The 21476-nt window shown below is 51.9% G+C and carries 17 protein-coding genes; 8 read left to right on the top strand and 9 right to left on the bottom strand.

What is annotated here, in order from left to right; translation table 11 throughout:
- Nucleotides 1-125 precede the first annotated feature (125 nt).
- The 7 genes from ppiD to bolA all read right to left on the bottom strand — a co-directional run bounded on the left by ppiD (nucleotide 126) and on the right by bolA (nucleotide 9538).
- On the bottom strand, nucleotides 126-1994 hold the full coding sequence (gene ppiD / locus VH86_RS20300) for a peptidylprolyl isomerase (protein ID WP_045813793.1): 1869 nt from the start codon (nucleotides 1992-1994) through the stop codon (nucleotides 126-128).
- 237 nt (nucleotides 1995-2231) lie between these two features.
- Nucleotides 2232-2504, bottom strand: coding sequence for a nucleoid-associated protein HU-beta (gene hupB, locus VH86_RS20295; protein ID WP_034828113.1), 273 nt, complete (start codon nucleotides 2502-2504; stop codon nucleotides 2232-2234).
- A gap of 213 nt (nucleotides 2505-2717) precedes the next feature.
- On the bottom strand, nucleotides 2718-5072 hold the full coding sequence (gene lon / locus VH86_RS20290) for an endopeptidase La (RefSeq protein ID WP_034828111.1): 2355 nt from the start codon (nucleotides 5070-5072) through the stop codon (nucleotides 2718-2720).
- 186 nt (nucleotides 5073-5258) lie between these two features.
- Nucleotides 5259-6530 carry an ATP-dependent protease ATP-binding subunit ClpX gene (clpX, locus tag VH86_RS20285; RefSeq protein ID WP_034828109.1) on the bottom strand — a complete coding sequence of 424 codons (1272 nt, stop codon included), beginning with the start codon at nucleotides 6528-6530 and terminating at the stop codon, nucleotides 5259-5261.
- A gap of 127 nt (nucleotides 6531-6657) precedes the next feature.
- Nucleotides 6658-7281: an ATP-dependent Clp endopeptidase proteolytic subunit ClpP gene (gene clpP / locus VH86_RS20280; RefSeq protein ID WP_008103933.1), complete on the bottom strand. Its 624-nt coding sequence runs from the start codon at nucleotides 7279-7281 to the stop codon at nucleotides 6658-6660.
- Between the two features lie 336 nt (nucleotides 7282-7617).
- Nucleotides 7618-8922 carry a trigger factor gene (gene tig / locus VH86_RS20275; RefSeq protein ID WP_045833927.1) on the bottom strand — a complete coding sequence of 435 codons (1305 nt, stop codon included), beginning with the start codon at nucleotides 8920-8922 and terminating at the stop codon, nucleotides 7618-7620.
- A 301-nt stretch (nucleotides 8923-9223) separates the two neighbouring features.
- Nucleotides 9224-9538, bottom strand: a complete 315-nt coding sequence (gene bolA / locus VH86_RS20270) for a transcriptional regulator BolA (RefSeq protein ID WP_034828103.1) — start codon at nucleotides 9536-9538, stop codon at nucleotides 9224-9226.
- A 267-nt stretch (nucleotides 9539-9805) separates the two neighbouring features.
- On the opposite strand from bolA, the gene VH86_RS20265 reads away from it, so the two are divergent.
- From VH86_RS20265 to VH86_RS20230, 8 genes are all read left to right on the top strand, one after another.
- A complete protein-coding gene (locus VH86_RS20265) occupies nucleotides 9806-10384 on the top strand; it encodes a lipoprotein (RefSeq protein WP_034828101.1) in 579 nt (192 codons plus the stop codon).
- 54 nt (nucleotides 10385-10438) lie between these two features.
- Nucleotides 10439-11926 carry a muropeptide MFS transporter AmpG gene (ampG, locus tag VH86_RS20260; protein WP_045833926.1) on the top strand — a complete coding sequence of 496 codons (1488 nt, stop codon included), beginning with the start codon at nucleotides 10439-10441 and terminating at the stop codon, nucleotides 11924-11926.
- A gap of 440 nt (nucleotides 11927-12366) precedes the next feature.
- Complete coding sequence (cyoA, locus tag VH86_RS20255; RefSeq protein WP_034828097.1) at nucleotides 12367-13293, top strand: cytochrome o ubiquinol oxidase subunit II; 927 nt, start codon at nucleotides 12367-12369, stop codon at nucleotides 13291-13293.
- Between the two features lie 4 nt (nucleotides 13294-13297).
- Nucleotides 13298-15280 carry a cytochrome o ubiquinol oxidase subunit I gene (cyoB, locus tag VH86_RS20250; RefSeq protein WP_034828096.1) on the top strand — a complete coding sequence of 661 codons (1983 nt, stop codon included), beginning with the start codon at nucleotides 13298-13300 and terminating at the stop codon, nucleotides 15278-15280.
- Nucleotides 15280-15894 (top strand): cytochrome o ubiquinol oxidase subunit III, encoded by a 615-nt coding sequence (locus VH86_RS20245; RefSeq protein WP_038648564.1) that lies wholly within the window; start codon nucleotides 15280-15282, stop codon nucleotides 15892-15894. The genes cyoB and VH86_RS20245 overlap by 1 nt, the downstream gene beginning before the upstream one ends.
- Nucleotides 15894-16223, top strand: a complete 330-nt coding sequence (locus VH86_RS20240) for a cytochrome o ubiquinol oxidase subunit IV (protein WP_034828092.1) — start codon at nucleotides 15894-15896, stop codon at nucleotides 16221-16223. Before VH86_RS20245 ends, VH86_RS20240 begins: the two co-directional genes overlap by 1 nt.
- A gap of 13 nt (nucleotides 16224-16236) precedes the next feature.
- Nucleotides 16237-17124 carry a heme o synthase gene (gene cyoE / locus VH86_RS20235; protein WP_034828090.1) on the top strand — a complete coding sequence of 296 codons (888 nt, stop codon included), beginning with the start codon at nucleotides 16237-16239 and terminating at the stop codon, nucleotides 17122-17124.
- Nucleotides 17125-17255: 131 nt separating this feature from the next.
- Nucleotides 17256-18620, top strand: a complete 1365-nt coding sequence (locus tag VH86_RS20230; RefSeq protein ID WP_045833925.1) for an MFS transporter — start codon at nucleotides 17256-17258, stop codon at nucleotides 18618-18620.
- Nucleotides 18621-18681: 61 nt separating this feature from the next.
- On the opposite strand, the gene adhP is transcribed toward VH86_RS20230, so the two are convergent.
- Both adhP and VH86_RS20220 read right to left on the bottom strand, forming a co-directional pair.
- A complete protein-coding gene (gene adhP / locus VH86_RS20225) occupies nucleotides 18682-19722 on the bottom strand; it encodes an alcohol dehydrogenase AdhP (RefSeq protein ID WP_045833924.1) in 1041 nt (346 codons plus the stop codon).
- A gap of 30 nt (nucleotides 19723-19752) precedes the next feature.
- Nucleotides 19753-21273, bottom strand: coding sequence for an aldehyde dehydrogenase family protein (locus VH86_RS20220; protein ID WP_045833923.1), 1521 nt, complete (start codon nucleotides 21271-21273; stop codon nucleotides 19753-19755).
- Nucleotides 21274-21476 lie beyond the last annotated feature (203 nt).

The following is a 21476-nucleotide window of genomic DNA, read 5'->3' as shown; positions in this document are numbered from 1 at the left end:
GTGTTTGACAGCCACAGCAGAGTGTCACAGCGTGTTTTCAGGCTCAAAAGGGCAATTACAGAAATGGAAAAGGCCGCAGAAGCGGCCTTTGAGTTGTTGCAGCGGATTCACATTTTTTGTGAGGCTTACTGGTTTTGTGCAGCCGCGCCGTATTTGATTTTCGCGTCTTTACGCAGGTTTTCCAGCAGCGCTTCAAACGCAATCTGTGCGTTATTCTGCGTCACGCCTTTCACCATCTCATCAATCTGCGCCTGTGGCATATTACCCGGGCTGACTTTATCCAGCGCGACCAGTACCACGTTACCCTGCATATCTTCGCTCACACCCCAGGACGGTTTGTTGTCCGCGGGTTGTGGCAAGTTAAAGGCAGACTGCGCAACCGGATCCTGTGCATTACGATCAAAGGATTTGCTGGCGCTCAGGGTCAAGCCTGCCGCTTTCAGCGCATCTTCTTTACCGGCTTTCAGATCAACCAGCAGCTTATCGGCCTGAGCTTTAGCCTGCTGTGTGGCTTTGTCATGCTTCAGCGTGTCGGCAATCTGCGCTTTCACCTGATCCAGCGGTTTTACGGCTTCAGGCTTGTGCTCGCTGATGCGCAGCACAAACGCACGATCGCCATCGACGCTGATGATGTCAGAGTTATTACCCGGCGCACCGTTTTGGCCCACCAGTCCACCGTTGAAGATCGCCTGCTTGACCTGATCGAAATCGAGTTCAGCCGGAACATTATCACGCGTGATCCAGCCGGTTTCCGTGACTTTCAGACCGGAAGCCTGTGCAGCACCCGCCAACGACTCGTTGTCATTGCTGGCCGCTTCACTGACTTTCTGCTGCAGCTTGTAGAAGGCGTCGACTGCCTTTTCCTGCTTCACCTTGTCAGCAACAGCGTCATGGATCTCAGCCAGCGGCTTAATCTGCTCGGCCTGGATATCATCCAGACGTACCACCAGGAAACCGACTGAAGATTTGATCACGCCTGACAACTGGCCTTTCTGCGTCAGGTTGGCATTTTTAAGCTCATCCGGCGTGGTGCCCGGCTCCAGCCACCCCATATCGCCGCCTTTGCGTGCTGAGATCGGGTCAATGGATTTGCTTTTTGCCAGCGTGGCGAAGTCTTCACCCTTCTTCAGCGCTTCCAGAACGGCATTGGCATCCGCTTCAGTTTTGGTCTGAATCACGCTGTAGCGATTGCGCTGCGGCTGTGAATAGTCAGCTTTGTGTTGATCGAACCAACTCTGAATGTCCGCTTCGCTCACGGTTTCCTGCATGCTGGCTGCATCCATTTTGATGTAGCTGACGCGGAACTGCTCAGGTGCCATGAAGCTGTTCTGATGCTGCTGGTAATACTGATTGATCTCATCATCACTGGCCGTTTGTTTCGCTGCCAGCGCGTTAACATCAATCACCGCCTGACGAATTTCACGCTGCTGCGAGACCAGGTCCACCAGCTTGCTGGTTTCACCTTTCAGCATGAAATCGGTATTAGCGACCGCGTTGATCAACTGCTGTGTGGCTAACTGCTTACGCAGCGCCGCCGCGTATTGATCCGGCGTAAAGCCCATCTGATTGATTAAGCCGTTGTACTTTGCGTTATCAAACTTGCCGTTAGTCTGGAAAGCTTTTTGATTGAAGATCGCCTGCTTGATCTGATCATCGCTGATGCCAATCTTCAGATCTTTGATGTATTGATCGAGCAACGCCTGATCAATCAGCTGAGATAGCGCCTGCTGACGCATCTGCTGCATGTAACCTTCGTTGCTGGCCAGCTGCGAGAATTGATCGCCCAGCATCTGCTGCTGACGATTACGCTCGTTGTTAAAGCCCTGCTCAAGCTCTGCACGGCTAATTTCATGGCCATTAACTTTGGCGGCATAATCGCTGCCACCGCCGATCAGGTAGTTGCCCACCCCGGTCAGTACGAAAGACAGGATGATCAATCCCAGAATGATCTTGAGCACGACATGATTCGACGCCGCGCGTAAATTGTCCATCATGGTATGACAACACTCCGCTGTAGTGTGAATGTAAAGCTCTGACACGATGTCATCATCGTGCAACTGCTGTTCAGGCTGGCAGTTGGCAACCATGCGGAGACAATAGCCTGTGGCCATCGCCGCGCATCAAGAATAAAAAAGGCACATCAAAAATGATGTGCCCGTATGTTACATGAGAACGGCTTTTTCGTCCTCAATCCATAGAAGAAAATGCTTCAATGGATGTGTCAGCGGTCATTAATTGACTGAGTCTTTCAGTGCTTTACCTGCACGGAAGCCCGGAACTTTACCAGCCGGGATGGTGATCTCTTTACCGGTTTGCGGGTTACGGCCTGTACGAGCAGCACGCTCACGTACAGAGAAAGTACCGAAACCAACCAGTGCCACTTCATCACCGCCTTTCAGCGCGTCAGAAACGGAGCCCATGAATGCATCTAACACACGTCCCGCTGCTGCTTTAGAAATGTCAGCGTCTGCAGCAATTTTGTCGATCAACTGTGACTTATTCACTCTATTCATCCCCTCTTTTATTATTCACATCGCACCCGCGCTTCCCGCCCGGTGCGAACGCGCAGCCAGTTATATCAAGCCTGTGGAGCTGAAACAACGGTATTCATCTTAATCGTTGATTCAACAGCCCCCTAAATTAGCGGCACAAAAAAAAGCTGGCAAGCACCATTTGGCCTGCCAGCTTCGCTTTTTAACGGTTTTTGCCGTTAATCACTATTTTGCCGTCGCAACCTGCATGCCGTAAGGCGCATTTTCCAGTGCCAGGTTCAGCACTTCTTCAATACGCTTCACAGGATGGATGGTCAGATCGGCAATCACGTTCTGTGGAATCTCTTCCAGATCGCGCTTGTTTTCATCCGGGATCAGCACGGTTTTGATGCCACCACGATGCGCTGCCAGCAGCTTCTCTTTCAGACCACCAATCGGCAGCACCTGACCGCGCAGAGTGATCTCACCTGTCATCGCCACATCAGAGCGCACCGGGTTACCGGTCAGACAAGAAACCAGCGCCGTACACATGGCTATACCGGCACTTGGACCATCTTTCGGCGTTGCCCCTTCCGGAACGTGCACGTGGATATCACGTTTCTCGTGGAAATCCCCGTTGATGCCGAGTTTCTCCGCACGCGCGCGAACCACTGTCAGCGCCGCCTGGATAGACTCCTGCATCACTTCACCCAGTGAGCCGGTGTAAGTCAGCTTGCCTTTACCCGGTACGCAGGCGGTTTCAATGGTCAGCAGATCGCCTCCCACTTCCGTCCATGCCAGACCGGTGACCTGGCCTACGCGGTTTTCAGTGTCCGCTCGACCATAATCAAAGCGCTGCACGCCCAGGAAATCGTGAAGGTTTTCACCATTAATCTTGATGCTCTTCTTACTTTTGTCCATCAGCAGCGTTTTCACTGCTTTACGGCACAGCTTGGAGAGTTCACGTTCCAGACTACGCACGCCCGCTTCACGGGTGTAGTAACGGATAATGCCGATGATGGCGCTATCGTCAACACTGATCTCTTTTTCTTTCAGTGCATTACGCTCAATCTGCTTCGGCAGTAAGTGCTGTTTGGCGATATTCAGTTTTTCATCTTCGGTATAACCCGAGAGACGAATCACTTCCATACGATCCAGCAGCGGTGCCGGGATGTTCATGGAGTTAGAGGTCGCCACGAACATCACGTCAGAGAGATCGTAATCCACTTCCAGATAGTGATCGTTGAACGCAATGTTCTGCTCTGGATCCAGCACTTCCAGTAATGCCGAAGCGGGATCGCCGCGCATATCGGACGACATCTTATCGATCTCATCCAACAGGAACAGCGGGTTCTTCACGCCGACTTTCGCCATTTTCTGGATCAGTTTGCCCGGCATAGAACCGATGTAAGTGCGACGATGTCCGCGGATTTCCGCTTCATCGCGCACGCCGCCCAGTGCCATACGTACATATTTACGGCCGGTGGCTTTGGCAATTGACTGGCCCAGCGAGGTTTTACCCACGCCTGGCGGTCCGACGAGGCACAGAATGGGGCCTTTAATTTTGCTGACGCGACTTTGCACCGCAAGATACTCAAGAATGCGGTCTTTCACGCGTTCCAGACCGTAATGATCGGTATCCAGCGTTTCCTGCGCCTTCAGCAGGTCTTTTTTCACCTTGCTGCGCGCAACCCATGGCACCTGAACCATCCAGTCGATGTAACCGCGCACCACGGTGGCTTCTGCAGACATCGGCGACATCATTTTCAGCTTCTGCAGTTCTGCTTCGGCTTTTTCGCGCGCTTCAGTCGGCATTTTTGCCGCTTCAATTTTACGTTTCAGCGCTTCGTATTCGTCCGGCGCATCATCCATCTCGCCCAGCTCTTTCTGAATGGCTTTCATTTGCTCATTCAGATAGTACTCACGCTGGCTTTTCTCCATCTGCTTTTTCACGCGATTGCGAATGCGCTTCTCAACCTGCAGCAGATCGATTTCGGATTCCATCATCGCCATCAGATATTCAAGACGTTCGTTGATGTCGGACATTTCCAGCACTGACTGCTTATCAGCCAGCTTCAGCGGCATATGCGCTGCTACGGTGTCGGCGAGACGCGCCGCATCGTCGATGCTGTTCAGTGAGGTCAAAACCTCAGGAGGAATTTTTTTATTCAGTTTGATGTAGCCTTCAAACTGATTAATCGCCGTACGCACCAGCACTTCCTGCTCACGCTCTTCAATTTCTGGCGAGATCAGGTATTCGGCCTGAGCAACAAAATGGTCGCCATTATCAGCCAGTGTGGTGATGTGCGCACGCTGCAAGCCTTCAACCAGCACTTTCACCGTGCCATCGGGCAGCTTGAGCATCTGCAATACGGAAGCGACGGTCCCTACAGAGAAGAGATCGTTAATACCAGGTTCATCCGTTGAAGCCTCTTTCTGGGCAACCAGCATGATCTTCTTGTCATGATCCATTGCCGCTTCGAGGCAACGAATCGATTTTTCCCGACCAACAAATAACGGAATTACCATGTGCGGATAAACCACCACGTCGCGCAAAGGCAACACGGGGATTTCAATGCGTTCAGAACGCTCAGGATTCATAGAGCTCTCTCTTAGTTTAATGTCCGCCAGGTGATGGGTACCGCGTAAAAGAAGTTTGCAGTTCAACCCACAGGATATTGAGTATATGGGGATGCTTGGTCGACATTCAATGTCAGGGGAGAGAGAAAAACAAAAGGGGAAACATTTTCCCCTTTTTTAAGATAACAACATGGTTCGATTGTTTATTTATTCGCCAGAAGCCTGAGCTTCGTGCTTACCATAAATCAACATCGGCTCGGATTGACCGTCAATCACTGACTCATCAATCACCACTTTTTCCACGTCATCCATCGATGGCAGATCGTACATGGTTTCCAGCAACGCACCTTCTACGATAGAACGCAGACCACGCGCACCGGTTTTGCGTGACATCGCTTTCTTAGCGATCGCCGTCAGCGCTTCATCACGGAACTCCAGCTCCACACCTTCAAGGTTAAACAGAGCCTGGTACTGTTTGGTCAACGCATTCTTCGGTTCGCGCAGGATCTGAATCAGGGCTTCTTCACTCAATTCACTCAGCGTCGCCACCACCGGCAGACGACCAATGAATTCTGGAATCAGACCAAATTTGATCAGATCTTCTGGCTCAACCTGGGACAGTAACTCGCCTTCGCTGGCTTTCTGCGATTTACCTTTCACCGTCGCGCCGAAGCCGATACCGGATCCGGTTTCCACGCGCTGGGAAATCACTTTGTCGAGGCCAGCAAAAGCACCACCACAAATGAACAGGATCTTAGACGTATCAACCTGCAGGAACTCCTGCTGTGGATGCTTACGCCCACCCTGCGGCGGAACCGCGGCAACGGTACCTTCGATCAGCTTCAGCAACGCCTGCTGTACGCCTTCACCAGAAACGTCACGCGTGATTGACGGGTTGTCTGACTTACGAGAAATCTTGTCGATTTCATCGATATAGACGATACCGCGCTGTGCTTTCTGCACATCGTAATCACACTTCTGCAGCAGTTTCTGGATGATGTTTTCCACATCCTCACCCACATAACCGGCTTCGGTCAGGGTGGTGGCATCCGCCATGGTGAACGGAACATCCAGCAAACGCGCCAGGGTTTCAGCCAGCAAGGTTTTACCGCTACCGGTTGGACCGATCAGCAGAATGTTACTTTTGCCCAGTTCGATGCCATTACTGGTATCGCCGTTGCGCAAACGTTTGTAGTGGTTATAGACCGCTACCGCCAGCACTTTTTTCGCCCTTTCCTGACCGATGACGTAATCATCTAAATGATGACGGATTTCATGCGGCGTCGGCAGTGCACTGCGCTCACGGTGCGGAGCCACTTCTTTAATCTCTTCGCGAATGATGTCGTTGCATAAATCAACACATTCGTCGCAAATATACACTGACGGCCCGGCAATCAGCTTACGGACTTCATGCTGGCTTTTGCCGCAGAAAGAGCAGTACAGCAACTTACCTGAACCGTCTTTGCGCTTATCTGTCATCAGCTAACCTCTTTTCGTTCTCAGACCCAATTTGGTGTACGGCACTGGCCGCACATCAACGGCCGATATTCATGCAACTCATCGTGCTGCCCCGTTAACTATAGCGTAAGGGGCAGCCAGATGTGTCTTATTGGCGATGCGTCAGAATGGAATCGACCAAGCCATACTCTACCGCTTCGCTGGCAGAGAGGAAACGATCGCGCTCGGTGTCACGTTCGATCTCTTCCAGTGATTTGCCAGTGTGTTCAGCCATCAACTCATTCATACGCTGCTTCACTTTCAGAATTTCACGCGCATGGATTTCAATATCCGTCGCCTGGCCCTGGTAACCGCCCAGCGGCTGGTGAATCATGACGCGGGAATTCGGCAGGCAGAAGCGCTTACCTTTGGTACCTGCAGTCAGCAGGAACGCCCCCATTGAACAAGCCTGACCCATACAAATGGTGCTGACGTCCGGCTTGATGAATTTCATGGTGTCGTAAATTGACATCCCGGCAGTAATCACGCCGCCTGGCGAGTTAATGTAGAGATAAATGTCTTTTTCAGGATTCTCAGCTTCCAGAAACAGCATCTGCGCCACGATCAGGTTGGCCATATGATCTTCAACCTGGCCGGTCAGGAAGATCACACGCTCTTTGAGCAGGCGGGAGTAAATGTCGTATGAACGCTCGCCGCGCGAGGTTTGTTCGACCACCATTGGCACCAGCGCCATGTGCGGTGCAGTAAATTCACGATCGCCACTGTATGACATTACCGTCTCCTGATAAATTTCATTGGCAACATTCTGTACCGATATTACGTGAGGCGCGTCGGGAAAACTATGCGCTGCCCTCTCACTCCGACATAACAGGACGGTTAATCAGCCAGTCTCACTGTTTTCATGCATTCTCCCTGTATCTGGGGATGCTGCCCAGTTGTTTCAAGCATAACAACCTTTTGCCCATTCGCTAACACGGAAAAAGAGCTTAGCGAACAATTTGCCGATTAATTAAGCAAATAGAGGACAATTCTATGCGGTTAATGCCCTAAAACGAAAAAGCCCGCGACTTTTCAGTCGCGGGCTTCGCACTTTCGGTTAACTAACGAATCAGGCCGCTGAGGTCTGGTTCATCAGTTCCTGGAAGTTGGTTGCTTTATCGGTCACTTTGGCTTTCGCCAGTACCGCTTCAACAGCCTGCTCTTCCAGAGCAACGTTGCGCATATTGTTCATTAGCTCGTTGTTCTTGCTGTAGAACTCGATCACTTCCTGCGGATCTTCGTACGCAGAAGCCATCTCTTCGATTAGCGCTTTAACGCGGTCTTCGTCAGCTTTCAGCTCGTTGATGCGAATCACTTCGCCCAGCAGCAGACCAACAACAACGCGACGTTTAGCCTGCTCTTCGAACAGCTCACGTGGCAGCTCGAAAGCTTGCTTCTCGTTGCCACCAAAACGCTGCGCAGCCTGGCGACGCAGAACGTCGATTTCGCTGTCGATCAGTGCCACTGGCACGTCGATGTCGTTGGCTTCAACCAGACCATCAATCGCCTGAGATTTCACGCGGTTACGGATAGCGCCTTTCAGCTCACGATCCATGTTCTTACGCACTTCTGCACGCAGACCGGCAACTGAACCATCTTCAACGCCGAAGCGCTTGATGAACTCTTCAGTCAGCTCTGGCAGCTCGCGCGTTTCCACTTTCTTCAGCACGATTTCGAACTTCGCATCTTTCCCTTTCAGGGTTTCAGCGTGGTAATCGTCTGGGAATTTCACGTCGATAGTGAAGGTTTCGCCCGCTTTGTGGCCAACAACACCTTCTTCGAAGCCTGGGATCATACGACCCTGGCCCATCGCCAGTACGAAGTCAGACGCTTTGCCGCCTTCGAACTCTTCGCCGTCTACTGAACCGGAAAAGTCGATGGTTGCGCGATCTTCAGCAGTCGCTGCAGCATCGCTCTCTTTCCAGGTCGCCTGCTGCTTCTGCAGGGTTTCCAGCATGGTATCAACGTCAGCATCGGTGACTTCAACCACTGGCTTCTCGACTTCGATAGCATCCAGGCCTTTCAGCTCAACTTCTGGATACACTTCGAACTCAACCGCGTAGGTGAAATCTTCACCTTCTTTGTACTCACCTGGCACGTAGTTTGGTGCGCCAGCTGGGTTGATTTTCTCTTTGATGATGGCGTCAACGAAGTTGCGCGTCATCAGCTCGCCCAGCACGTCCTGGCGAACAGAAGCACCGTAGCGCTGAGAAATGATGTTTGCCGGCACTTTGCCTTTACGGAAACCGTCGATACGGACTTTCTTAGCCACTTCCACCAGTTCTTTCTTCACTGCGCTTTCGATGCTGTCTGCTGCAACAGTAATCGAAATGCGACGGCCCAGACCCTGAGTGGTTTCTACTGAAACTGTCATCTTGTTACCTCAAAAAATCACGTGCTCGGTCAACTTCAGACACCACACATTAAATGCGCCGTATCCAACAATCGGGACGGCCTCTGCAGGCAGAACCTAATCCCTGTCACCAGAAGCGTCCCGAAGACATTCCGGAAAAATAGACGCCGCATTATAGCGGCATCGCTGGAATGAGTCGAGGCTGCAAACTCACCACTTTTTAGCGGTTTTGCTGCTTTTTTGCGCCATGGATCGCGTTCAAGGGTAATAGATGAAAAGAAAACGGCCCGCAGGCCGTTTTGAGAGAGGATGAAGTGTGAACTCAGGCGAGGGTGCCCGCTCCCCGACAGTTAGGTGACGCCAGCACGGTATCTTGCAAGCCATCCCACTCTTTTTGCGTGTAAGTGTGTAGTGCCAGTGCGTGCACGCTCCCTGCTAACTCTTCGGTCAGTTCGCCATAAATGGCGCGATGACGCTGCAGGAATCGCTGGCCGGTAAACACATCGCTGACAATCACCACTTTGAAGTGACTTTCAGAACCAGCGGGCACGTTATGACGATAGCTTTCATCATGCACTTCGAGATGTGCAGGTTCGAACGCCTTACGCAGCTTTTCTTCTATTTGTTCGCGAATCATTGTTAACACTCCTCAACGGCGAGCGCTGTGCCCATCTGTTTAAATATTAGTAGGTTTTTTGGCCAACCCGCAGGCGCGCCGGAAATAATTCCTGATCTGCTGCGCATCTTAGCGGGCTCATTCGTCAGGTCAATGCTGTTGCATGACCGCCTGTCCGAAAAAAGCCTTTACAATCAATTTCCACTGGCACGGGGCTTTTTTCGCCGTCGCGCAATGCTATGATGGCCGCAGTTTTGCAAACCAACCCATATGCTAACGAGAATGAGTATGTTGAAAAAACTGTTATTCCCTCTGCTGGCTGCATTTATTTTGGCCGGCTGTGCCAGCAATAACACCACCCTGAACATTCAGCCTAAGATCCAGCTGCCACAGCAAGATCCTGGTCTGATGGGTGCCACCATCAGCGTTAACGGTGCCGATCAGCGTTCCGATCAGGCTCTGGCAAAAGTGAATCGTGACGGTCAGTTAGTCACCTTAACGCCATCGCGCGATCTGCGTTTCCTGTTACAGGAAGTGCTGGAGAAGCAGATGACAGCACGCGGTTACATGATCGGACCAAACGGTGCGGTTGACCTGCAGATTGTCGTCAATGGTCTTTACGCTGATGTGACACAAGGTAACGTGCGTTACAGCATTACCACCAAGGCTGACATTTCCATCATTGCGACCGCAAAAAACGGTAACAAACAGGTTAAAAATTATCGTCAGACTTACAGCGTAGAAGGCGCTTTCACCGCCACTAACGCGAAGATCACCAACGCGGTCAACTCTACCCTGAGCGACGTGATTGCTGATATGGCGCAGGACACCAGCGTTCACGAATTTATTAAACAAAACGCCCGCTAATTCCTCAGCTATTCTGCCCGGTCACCTTTGGCCGGGCATCATTTCAGGTTGGTTATGACTTCTCACTATCTGCGCATTTTCACCCAACGTAATGCAGCCGTATTGCTGCTGCTCGGTTTTGCTTCCGGACTGCCTTTAGCTCTGACAGCCGGGACCTTACAGGCGTGGATGACCGTAGAGAATGTCGATCTGAAAACCATCGGTTTCTTCTCCCTTGTCGGCCAGGCTTACGTGTTTAAGTTCCTGTGGTCGCCGATGATGGATCGCTATACCCCGCCGTTTCTTGGCCGTCGCCGTGGCTGGTTACTGGTTACTCAACTCGCACTGATCGCCGGCATTATCGCCATGGGCTTTATGCAGCCTTCGCGCGATCTGACGCTGCTGGCTGCCCTGGCCGTGCTGGTTGCCTTCTGTTCTGCATCGCAGGATATCGTGTTTGATGCCTGGAAAACCGATGTGCTACCGCCAGAAGAACGGGGCAGCGGTGCCGCGATTACGGTGTTGGGTTATCGCCTGGCGATGCTGATTTCAGGCGGACTGGCGCTGTGGCTTGCCGACCGATATCTGGGATGGCAGGCAACCTACTGGTTAATGGCGCTGCTGATGTTGCCAGGTTTGATTGCGACATTGCTGGCCAAAGAGCCCACAGCACCCGCGCGTGAGCCGCACACCCTGCGTCAGGCCGTTTCGTTCCCTTTAAAAGACTTCTTCCTGCGTAACAATGCCTGGCTGCTGATCACCTTAATCATCCTTTATAAGCTGGGTGATGCTTTTGCTGCGTCGCTCACCACCACTTTCCTGATTCGCGGCGTAGGTTTCAGCGCCGGCGATGTCGGACTGGTGAATAAAACGCTGGGATTACTGGCAACCATCATTGGTGCGCTGTACGGCGGTGTGCTGATGCAACGCCTGAGCCTGTTCCGTGCCCTGATGATTTTCGGCATTCTTCAGGCGGTTTCCAACTTCGCTTATTGGCTATTGGCCGTGACGCCGCCTCATTTATGGAGCATGGCCAGCGCGGTGTTCATTGAGAATCTTTGCGGAGGGATGGGCACCGCCGCGTTTGTGGCGCTGCTGATGACGCTATGCAATAAGTCGTTTTCCGCAACGCAGTTCGCGCTGCTCTCTGCCCTTTCCGCTGTCGGGCGTGTTTACGTCGGACCCGCAGCGGGATGGCTGGTCGAGCTGTGGGGCTGGCCGACCTTCTATGCTTTCACCGTGTTTGCAGGCGTGCCTGGCTTAATGCTGCTGTGGATTAGCCGCAGCACCCTGCAAGCCATTCAGCAGAGCGGGGAGTTTGTGATGCGAACCCGCTGGTCGCAGGGCTATCGCTGGACAGTGCGTCTGTTTAGCTTCGGTAGTGGCCTGCTGGCACTCTGGTTGGTGATGCTAGCCCTGAATGCCGCTGGCATCTGGCATGTCAATGCGCTGCTGACACCGCTTTTTGAGATGGGTATGGCACTGGCGCTGGTGGCCGTGGCGCTGGGTGTGATTCTGGATTGTCTGGCGTTAAGAAAAAGGCCGGAGAAAAATCTGAGTTAAGTAATGATAATTTGCCAGTCGCTAAATATTTGGCTAAAAAAATAACAATGAACTCATTTTAACGAATAGCATTTTTTTCATCGCGAAAAAGAAACATTAAATTAACAAACCAGGATTATATTTAAATCCGGTGCGCAATTACTTTGTAGAAAACTCATCACCCAAATGCTACACAATTGTTAAATAAATGGGCATTAATAGTACGGTTTATGCTTTCCCTGATTTTTCTGCGGTTTCTATCATTGTTTTTTGTTATATTGACGCCAACTGCTTGTCGCAATTAATAATTTGTCACCCTGCGCAACATCTGTGACACCCTTAGCAAAAGGTGTCAACAGCCTTCTGACACATCCTTAAGCTGGTTTACACTGCATAAACCTTCCCGTAAAATGCGCGCACACTTAAACGACAATAGAGCCCTTTGTCATTGAGGTCGTTAAATGAGACTCAGGAAATACAATAAAAGTTTGGGGATTTTGTCATTAATTGCAGGCGCTGTATTACTCAGTGGCTGCGATAGTGCGTTGTTAAATCCCAAAGGACAGATTGCACTGGAGCAACGTTCGCTGATTCTGACAGCTTTTGGCTTGATGATGATCGTGGTTATCCCGGCAGTCTTCATGGCAGTATTCTTTGCCTGGAAATATCGGGCAACCAATACTAATGCGACTTATAGCCCTAACTGGTCACACTCTAACAAAGTGGAAGCCGTGGTCTGGACGATTCCAATCCTGATCATTATCTTCCTCGGGGTGCTGACCTGGAAATCGACCCACGCACTGGAACCGAGTAAACCGCTGGTTTCTGACGTGAAGCCGGTTGAAATCGATGTGGTTGCGCTGGACTGGAAATGGCTGTTTATCTACCCTGAACAGGGTATTGCAACCGTGAACCAGATTGCCTTCCCGGCAAATACTCCGGTGAACTTCAAGATCACCTCCAACTCCGTAATGAACTCCTTCTTTATTCCTACGCTCGGTAGCCAGATCTACGCCATGGCGGGCATGCAGACTAAACTGCACCTGATCGCCAATGAGCCAGGAACATTCGACGGTATCTCTGCGAACTTCAGTGGTCGCGGTTTCTCTGGCATGAAGTTCAAAGCCATTGCAACCAAAGACGATGCGGAATTCCAGCAGTGGGTGGCTAAAGTTAAAGCAGCACCTAACGCGCTGACCACCATGGATGATTTCGAGAAACTGGCTGCGCCAAGCGAAAATCACCCGGTGGAATATTTCTCAACTGCGAATCCAGAACTGTTCAAGCAGGTTATTGATAAGTTCATGATGAGCCACGGGAAGATGGACATGCCAGAGCACAAAGGCATGGACATGAATCACGCCGCTGCTGCGGGAGCCGAGGAATAATACGATGTTCGGAAAATTAACACTGGATGCAGTGCCATACCACGAACCCATTATCGTGGTTACGGTAGCCGCAATCATCTTAGGTGGTCTGGCACTGGTTGCCGCGATTACTTATTTTGGTAAGTGGCAATATCTGTGGTCAGAATGGTTCACCTCCATTGACCACAAAAAACTGGGTATCATGTACATCATCATGGCTTTCGTCATGCTGCTGCGCGGCTTTGCCGATGCGGTAATGATGCGTACCCAACAAGTGATGGCTTCCGCAGGCGAAGCCGGCATATTACCACCGCACCACTACGACCAGATCTTCACCGCGCACGGCGTGATCATGATCTTCTTCGTGGCGATGCCTTTCGTGGTAGGTCTGATGAACATCGCGGTACCGCTGCAAATCGGTGCACGTGACGTTGCCTTCCCGTTCCTGAACAACCTGAGCTTCTGGTTTACTGCGATCGGTGTGATCCTGGTGAACATCTCTCTGGGTGTGGGCGAGTTCGCACAGACTGGCTGGTTGGCTTATCCACCGCTTTCGGGCGCGGAATACAGTCCTGGCGTCGGGGTCGATTATTGGATCTGGAGTCTCCAGTTATCCGGTATCGGTACGACTCTGACCGGTATCAACTTCTTCGTGACCATTCTGAAGATGCGTGCACCGGGCATGGACCTGTTCAAAATGCCTGTCTTCACCTGGGCATCACTGTGTACTAACGTCCTGATCATCGCTGCGTTCCCGGTTCTGACCGTGACGCTGGCACTGTTGACGCTTGACCGTTACCTCGGCTTCCATTTCTTCACCAATGAAATGGGCGGTAACATGATGATGTACGTCAACCTGATTTGGGTCTGGGGTCACCCGGAAGTATACATCCTCGTTCTGCCGGTATTCGGTGTGTTCGCGGAAGTCACTGCGACCTTCTCCAAAAAGCGTCTGTTCGGTTACACCTCTCTGGTGTGGGCGACCATCGCGATTACCGTTCTGTCGTTCATCGTTTGGCTGCACCACTTCTTCACCATGGGTGCCGGTGCCAACGTTAACGCCTTCTTCGGTATTATGACGATGATCATCGCGATTCCGACCGGCGTGAAAATCTTCAACTGGCTGTTCACCATGTATCAGGGTCGCGTTGAGTTCCACTCAGCGATGCTGTGGACGATTGGCTTCCTGGTCACCTTCTCTATTGGTGGTATGACCGGTGTTCTGCTGGCCGTTCCAGGTGCGGACTTCATTCTGCACAACAGCTTGTTCCTGATTGCTCACTTCCATAACGTAATTATCGGTGGTGTGGTGTTCGGTTGTATGGCTGGCGTGACCTACTGGTTCCCGAAAGCATTCGGCTTCACCCTGAACGAAAAATGGGGTATCCGTGCATTCTGGTTCTGGATCATTGGTTTCTTCGTCGCCTTTATGCCGCTGTACGCACTGGGCTTCATGGGTATGACCCGTCGTATCAGCCAGGACATCGATCCTCAGTTCCACTCACTGCTGGTTGTTGCAGCAGGCGGTGCGGCACTGATTGCATGCGGTATCTTGTGCCAGCTGACTCAGTTCTACGTTTCTGTGCGTGACCGCGACCAGAACCGCGATCTGACCGGTGACCCGTGGGGTGGTCGTACGCTGGAGTGGGCAACCTCTTCACCGCCTCCGTTCTATAACTTTGCTGTTATCCCTGAAATCCACGAGCGCGATGCGTTCTGGGAAATGAAAGAGAAAGGCGAAGCTTATAAGCAACCAGAAAAATATGAAGAAATTCATATGCCGAAAAACAGCGGCGCAGCCCTGATTATCGCAGCCTTCATGACCGTGTTTGGTTTCGCGATGATCTGGCACATCTGGTGGCTGGCTGGCCTTACCTTCCTGGCCACAATTGTGACCTGGATTGTGAAGAGCTTCGACGAAGACGTGGATTACTACGTTCCGGTTGCTGAAGTAGAGCAGATCGAGAAGAAGCACTTTGACGAAATCAGCAAAGCAGGTCTGAAATAATGTCAACTGAAACTGCAAAACACCACCACGACGCCCATGCGGAGCATGGGCATCACGATGCAGGAGCCAATAAAGTCTTTGGCTTCTGGATCTACCTGATGAGTGACTGCATTATCTTCGCAACCCTGTTTGCGACCTATGCAGTTATGGTCAATAACACTGCCGGTGGTCCGGCAGGTAAAGACATCTTTGAACTGCCGTTTGTGCTGGTTGAAACCGCGCTGCTGCTGCTCAGCTCCATTACTTATGGAATGGCAGTGATTGCGATGAACAACCAGAACAAGGGTTCAGTCATCAGCTGGTTGGCTCTGACCTTCCTGTTTGGTGCTGGATTCATCGGCATGGAAATCTATGAATTCCATCACCTGATCCTGGAAGGCTTCGGTCCTGACCGCAGTGGTTTCCTGTCCGCGTTCTTTACGCTGGTCGGTACCCACGGTCTGCACGTGACCTCAGGCCTAATCTGGATGGCAGTGATGATGTTCCAGATTTCTAAACGTGGTCTGACTGCAACTAACCGCACCCGTATCATGTGCCTGAGCTTGTTCTGGCACTTCCTGGATGTGGTTTGGATCTGCGTATTCACCGTTGTCTATCTGATGGGAGCCATGTAATGAGTCATTCAGTTAACGAACATGGCGCTTCTCACGGTAGCGTGAAGTCTTACATGATCGGCTTCATCCTTTCTATCATCCTGACCGGTATTCCGTTCTGGATGGTAATGGATGGCGGCGCATCACACGGCACGATTCTGGGTGTGGTTCTGGTGTGTGCGGTGGTTCAGGTGTTAGTACACCTGGTCTACTTCCTGCACCTGGACAGCAAGTCAGAGGGCGGCTGGAACATGGTGGCGATTGTCTTCTCAGCACTCATTATTTTGATTGTTGTCGTCGGATCACTGTGGATCATGTGGAACCTCAACTACAACATGATGGCCGACTAAAGAGTCACACGTAATGATTAAGCAATACCTGCAAGTAACAAAACCAGGAATTATTTTCGGCAACTTAATTTCTGTGATCGGTGGATTCTTGCTGGCTTCGAAAGGCAGCATTGATTACCCCCTGTTTCTCTATTCACTGGTGGGCGTTTCGCTGGTTGTCGCATCAGGTTGTGTATTCAACAACGTGATTGACCGCGATATCGACATCAAAATGGAGAGAACGCGGAACCGTGTTCTGGTCAAAGGCCTGATCTCGGCGAAAGTAAGCCTGGTTTATGCAACCGCATTGGGTATTGCTGGCTTTGCGTTGCTGTATTTCGGCGCTAACCCGCTGGCCATGTGGCTGGCGGTGATGGGCTTCGTTGTCTATGTGGGCATTTACAGCCTGTATATGAAACGCAACTCCGTGTATGGCACGCTGATCGGTAGCCTCTCTGGTGCAGCACCGCCAGTGATTGGCTACTGCGCAGTGACCAACCAGTTTGATGCTGGCGCTTTGATCTTGTTGGCTATTTTTAGCCTGTGGCAGATGCCGCACTCGTACGCGATTGCGATTTTCCGCTTCAAAGATTATCAGGCGGCTAACATCCCGGTTCTGCCTGTCGTGAAAGGTATCTCGGTAGCCAAAAATCATATTACGCTGTACATCCTGGCGTTCATGATTGCTACGCTGATGCTGACACTTGGCGGTTACGCGGGCTACAAGTATCTGGTGGTCGCCGCGGCGGTGAGTGTGTGGTGGTTGGGCATGGCGCTTTCAGGTTACAAAACCTCAAACGATAAAGTTTGGGCGCGTAAACTGTTTGTGTTCTCGATTGTCGCTATCACAGCATTGAGCGTGATGATGTCGGTTGATTTTATGACGCCGGCCTCTAAAGACCTGCTGACTTACGTCTGGTAATACAGCTCCGCAACACCAGAAAGGGCGCGAATTTCGCGCCCTTTCTTTTTGTTACCACTGCTTAACAACAATTGTTTTACCCGCCCTGCCCTGCTCCTTAAAATGAGTGCAGCAAAATTACAGAGGTTGGAATGAACGATAATAAAATGACGCCAGTAGAGCTTCGGGCTACATGGGGTTTAGGCACAGTTTTTTCCCTGCGCATGCTGGGAATGTTTATGGTCCTGCCGGTACTCACCACGTACGGTATGGCGTTGCAGGGAGCCAGTGAAACCTTAATTGGTCTGGCAATTGGCATCTATGGTCTGGCGCAAGCCGTATTCCAGATTCCGTTTGGTCTGTTGTCCGATCGCGTCGGTCGCAAACCGCTCATTGTTGGCGGGCTGTTAGTGTTCGTGCTGGGCAGTATTATCGCGGCGATGACCACCTCAATCTGGGGCGTGATTCTGGGTCGTGCTTTGCAAGGCTCTGGCGCAATTGCCGCTGCAGTCATGGCGTTACTCTCAGATCTCACTCGCGAACAAAACCGTACTAAAGCGATGGCGTTTATTGGCATCAGTTTCGGTGTGACCTTTGCAATTGCGATGGTGGTAGGCCCAATTGTCACCCATGCTCTGGGGTTGCATGCACTTTTCTGGATGATCGCTATTCTGGCCTCGCTGGGCATTGTTATCACGCTATTGGTGGTGCCGAGCGCACCCAATCACGTGCTTAACCGTGAGTCCGGCATGGTAAAAGCCAGCATTCGTGAAGTGTTAGCCAATCCTAAACTCCTCAAATTAAACATCGGTATTCTTTGCCTGCATATCCTGCTGATGTCGAGTTTTGTGGCTTTGCCGGGCCAGTTTGAACAAGCAGGCTTCCCGGCATCTGAACACTGGAAAGTCTATTTGGTCACCATGCTGGTCGCTTTCGTTCTGGTGGTGCCTTTCATCATCTATGCCGAAGTGAAACGCCGCATGAAGCGCGTTTTTGTTACCTGCGTGGCACTGATCATTATCGCGGAAATCGTACTGTGGGGTGCGGCTGGTCATTTCTGGACACTGGTGATTGGCGTGCAGCTGTTCTTCCTCGCCTTCAACCTGATGGAAGCCATTCTGCCTTCGCTGATCAGTAAAGAATCACCGCCGGGCTACAAAGGCACAGCGATGGGCATTTACTCCACCAGCCAGTTCATTGGCGTGGCGATTGGCGGCAGCATGGGCGGTTGGATCTTCGGTCACTTTGATGCGCAGACGGTGTTTCTGGTGGGTGCGATTGTGGCGGCAACCTGGTTGTTTGTGGCGATGTCGATGCAGGAGCCGCCGTACGTCAGCAGCCTGCGCATGGTGCTCAGTGATGCCGTATTAGCGGTGCCTAACCTTGAGAAGCGTTTAAAAGCGCAGCCGGGTGTCTCTTCAGTCTTTATCGTGCCGGAAGAGAAAAGTGCTTACATCAAGATCGACAGTAAAGTGACGAGCCGCGTCGAAATTGAAGCGCTGCTCGCCAGCTGTTAGTTAGTCGTCACAAACTTTGTGGCGGCGCGATTAACCGCACCGCCACAAACCGTCACGCTAATTAAAGCGACATATCAACCACGATGCGCCCTTCAATTTTTCCCGCATGCATACGCGCAAAGATGTCGTTAATTTTGGTCAGCGGTTCAACCGCCACGTTGGCTTTCACTTTATGACGCCCAGCGAAATCCAACGCTTCCTGCAGATCTTTACGCGTACCGACAATTGAACCGCGCACCGTAATCCCGTCCAGCACCATATCGAAAATCGACAAATCAAATTTGCCCGGTGGCAGACCGTTCAGCACCATAGTACCGCCACGACGCATAGTTCCAATCGCTTGCTCAAACGCCTTCGGTGAAACAGCCGTGACCAGCACGCCGTGCGCACCACCGAAGCTTTCCTGGAACACTTTAGCCGGATCGACGTTCTTCGCATTGGCCACTACGCTGGCACCGAGACGCTTGGCAAAGGCCAGCTTCTCATCATCGATATCCACCGCAGCGACATTCAGTCCCATCGCCACCGCATATTGCACTGCCATATGGCCCAGCCCACCAATACCGGACACCACCACCCAATCACCCGGCTTGGTGTCGGTCATCTTCAGGCCTTTGTACACCGTCACACCCGCACACAGAATCGGTGCGATTTCGTTGTAATCGATGTTTTCCGGAATGATGCCGACATAATTAGCGTCCGCGAGGCAATATTCTGCGAAACTGCCGTTCACCGAATAACCGGCATTCTGCTGTGACAGGCACAAGGTTTCCCAGCTATCCAGACAGTGCTCGCAGTGACCGCATGCGGAATAGAGCCACGGCACGCCTACTCGATCGCCCAGTTTTAAATGCTTCACACCTTCACCCAGCGCCACTACCTGTCCTACGCCTTCGTGGCCGGGAATAAACGGGGGATTAGGCTTAATCGGCCAGTCGCCTTCGGCGGCATGTAAGTCGGTATGGCACACGCCAGTCGCCGCGATTTTCACCAGAATCTGGCCCGGTCCCACTTGCGGTACTGGCACCTGCTCAATCACTAACGGTTCGCCAAAGGCTTTGACAATAGCGGCTTTCATGGTGGTTTTGATTTGCATATTCATCTTTCACTCTCCATTTGATCGGATGCGGACTCAGAACAGGCCCAAAGGCGCAGTGCCATAGCTGACCAGCAGATTTTTGGTTTGTTGGTAGGCGCTGAGCGCCATTTTGTGCGTCTCGCGCCCCACTCCCGACTGCTTATAGCCACCGAAAGCGGCGTGCGCAGGATAGATGTGATAGCAGTTAGTCCAGACGCGACCGGCTTTGATACCACGCCCCATGCGGTACGCCAGATTGGTATCACGCGTCCATACACCCGCGCCGAGGCCAAATTGCGTTTCATTGGCAATCGACAAAGCTTCCGCTTCATCTTTAAAAGTGGTGATGCCAATAACAGGCCCAAAAATCTCTTCCTGGAAACACCGCATCTGGTTGGTGCCTTTGATCAGGGTTGGCTGGATATAGAATCCGTTATCCAGTTCAGCAGCGACGCTGGCGCGATCGCCTCCGGTCAGAATTTGCCCCCCTTCGTCGCGCGCGATGTTGATGTAAGACAGGATTTTGTCGAATTGCTGACGGGAAGCCTGAGCACCGATCATGGTGTCGGTATCCAGCGGATCGCCTCGGCGGATATTCGCCACTTTATCCATCACCCGCGCCATAAACGGCTCATAGATGGATTCATGGATCAACGCACGCGACGGACAAGTACAGACTTCGCCTTGGTTGAAGAAACCGAGTACCAGCCCCTCCACTGCTTTTTCGATAAAGTCTGATTCACCGTCCATCACATCGGCAAAGTAGATGTTAGGCGATTTGCCGCCCAGCTCGACGGTACAGGGAATGATGTTTTCAGCCGCACACGCCATGATATGACGCCCAACCGGTGTTGAGCCGGTGAACGCGATTTTGGCGATACGTTTGCTGGTGGCCAGCGCTTCACCGGCTTCCCGGCCAAAGCCCTGCACCACGTTAAGCACACCCGCCGGGAACAGATCGCCGATCAGCTCCATCAACAGCGTGATGGCCAGTGGCGTTTGTTCGGCCGGTTTCAGTACCACGCAGTTACCCGCAGCCAGCGCCGGAGCCAGTTTCCATGCCGCCATTAACAGCGGGAAGTTCCACGGGATGATCTGCCCGACCACACCCAGCGGCTCATGGAAATGATAAGCCACCGTGGTTTCATCAATTTCGGCGGTACTGCCTTCCTGTGCACGCAGACAACCGGCGAAGTAGCGGAAATGATCCACCGCCAGCGGCAGGTCGGCATTGAGCGTTTCACGGATCGGTTTGCCGTTGTCCCAACTCTCTGCCACAGACAACATTTCAATATTTTGTTCAATGCAGTCGGCCACTTGCAGCAGCAGATTGGCACGGTGTTGCACGCTGGTTTTTCCCCAGGCGTCAGCGGCCTGATGAGCAGCGTCCAGTGCTAAATCGATATCCCGCGCATCAGAACGCGGAAACTGCGCAATATCGCTGCCATCAACAGGCGAGGTGTTCGTAAAATACTGGCCGCTGAGCGGCTCTGTGAATTTGCCCGCAATAAAATTGCCGTAGGTCACTTTAAAAGTGACCAAAGCGCCGGCCGTGCCGGGATGTGCATAACGCATCGCAAACTCCTTCGTGTAGGGTCGTTTATTGTTAGCTGGCAGCGGCAACCTGTGGGTCAACAGATTGAACAGCCCGCTGCCTGATAAGCTATTGCAGCGGGCGTGCCAGTTTTTTTCAGCTTGCGAATTTTCGAAAAATCGTTATATCTATCATTGATTTATAAAACTAATAGCCCTTTTAAACGCGCGGGTTCTGCCACCAA

The organism is Pantoea sp. BL1, assembly GCF_000963985.1.
Taxonomy (GTDB): domain Bacteria; phylum Pseudomonadota; class Gammaproteobacteria; order Enterobacterales; family Enterobacteriaceae; genus Pantoea; species Pantoea rwandensis_B.
The sequence above is the reverse complement of the archived record's forward strand: the minus strand, read 5'-3'. Positions and strand labels throughout refer to the sequence as shown.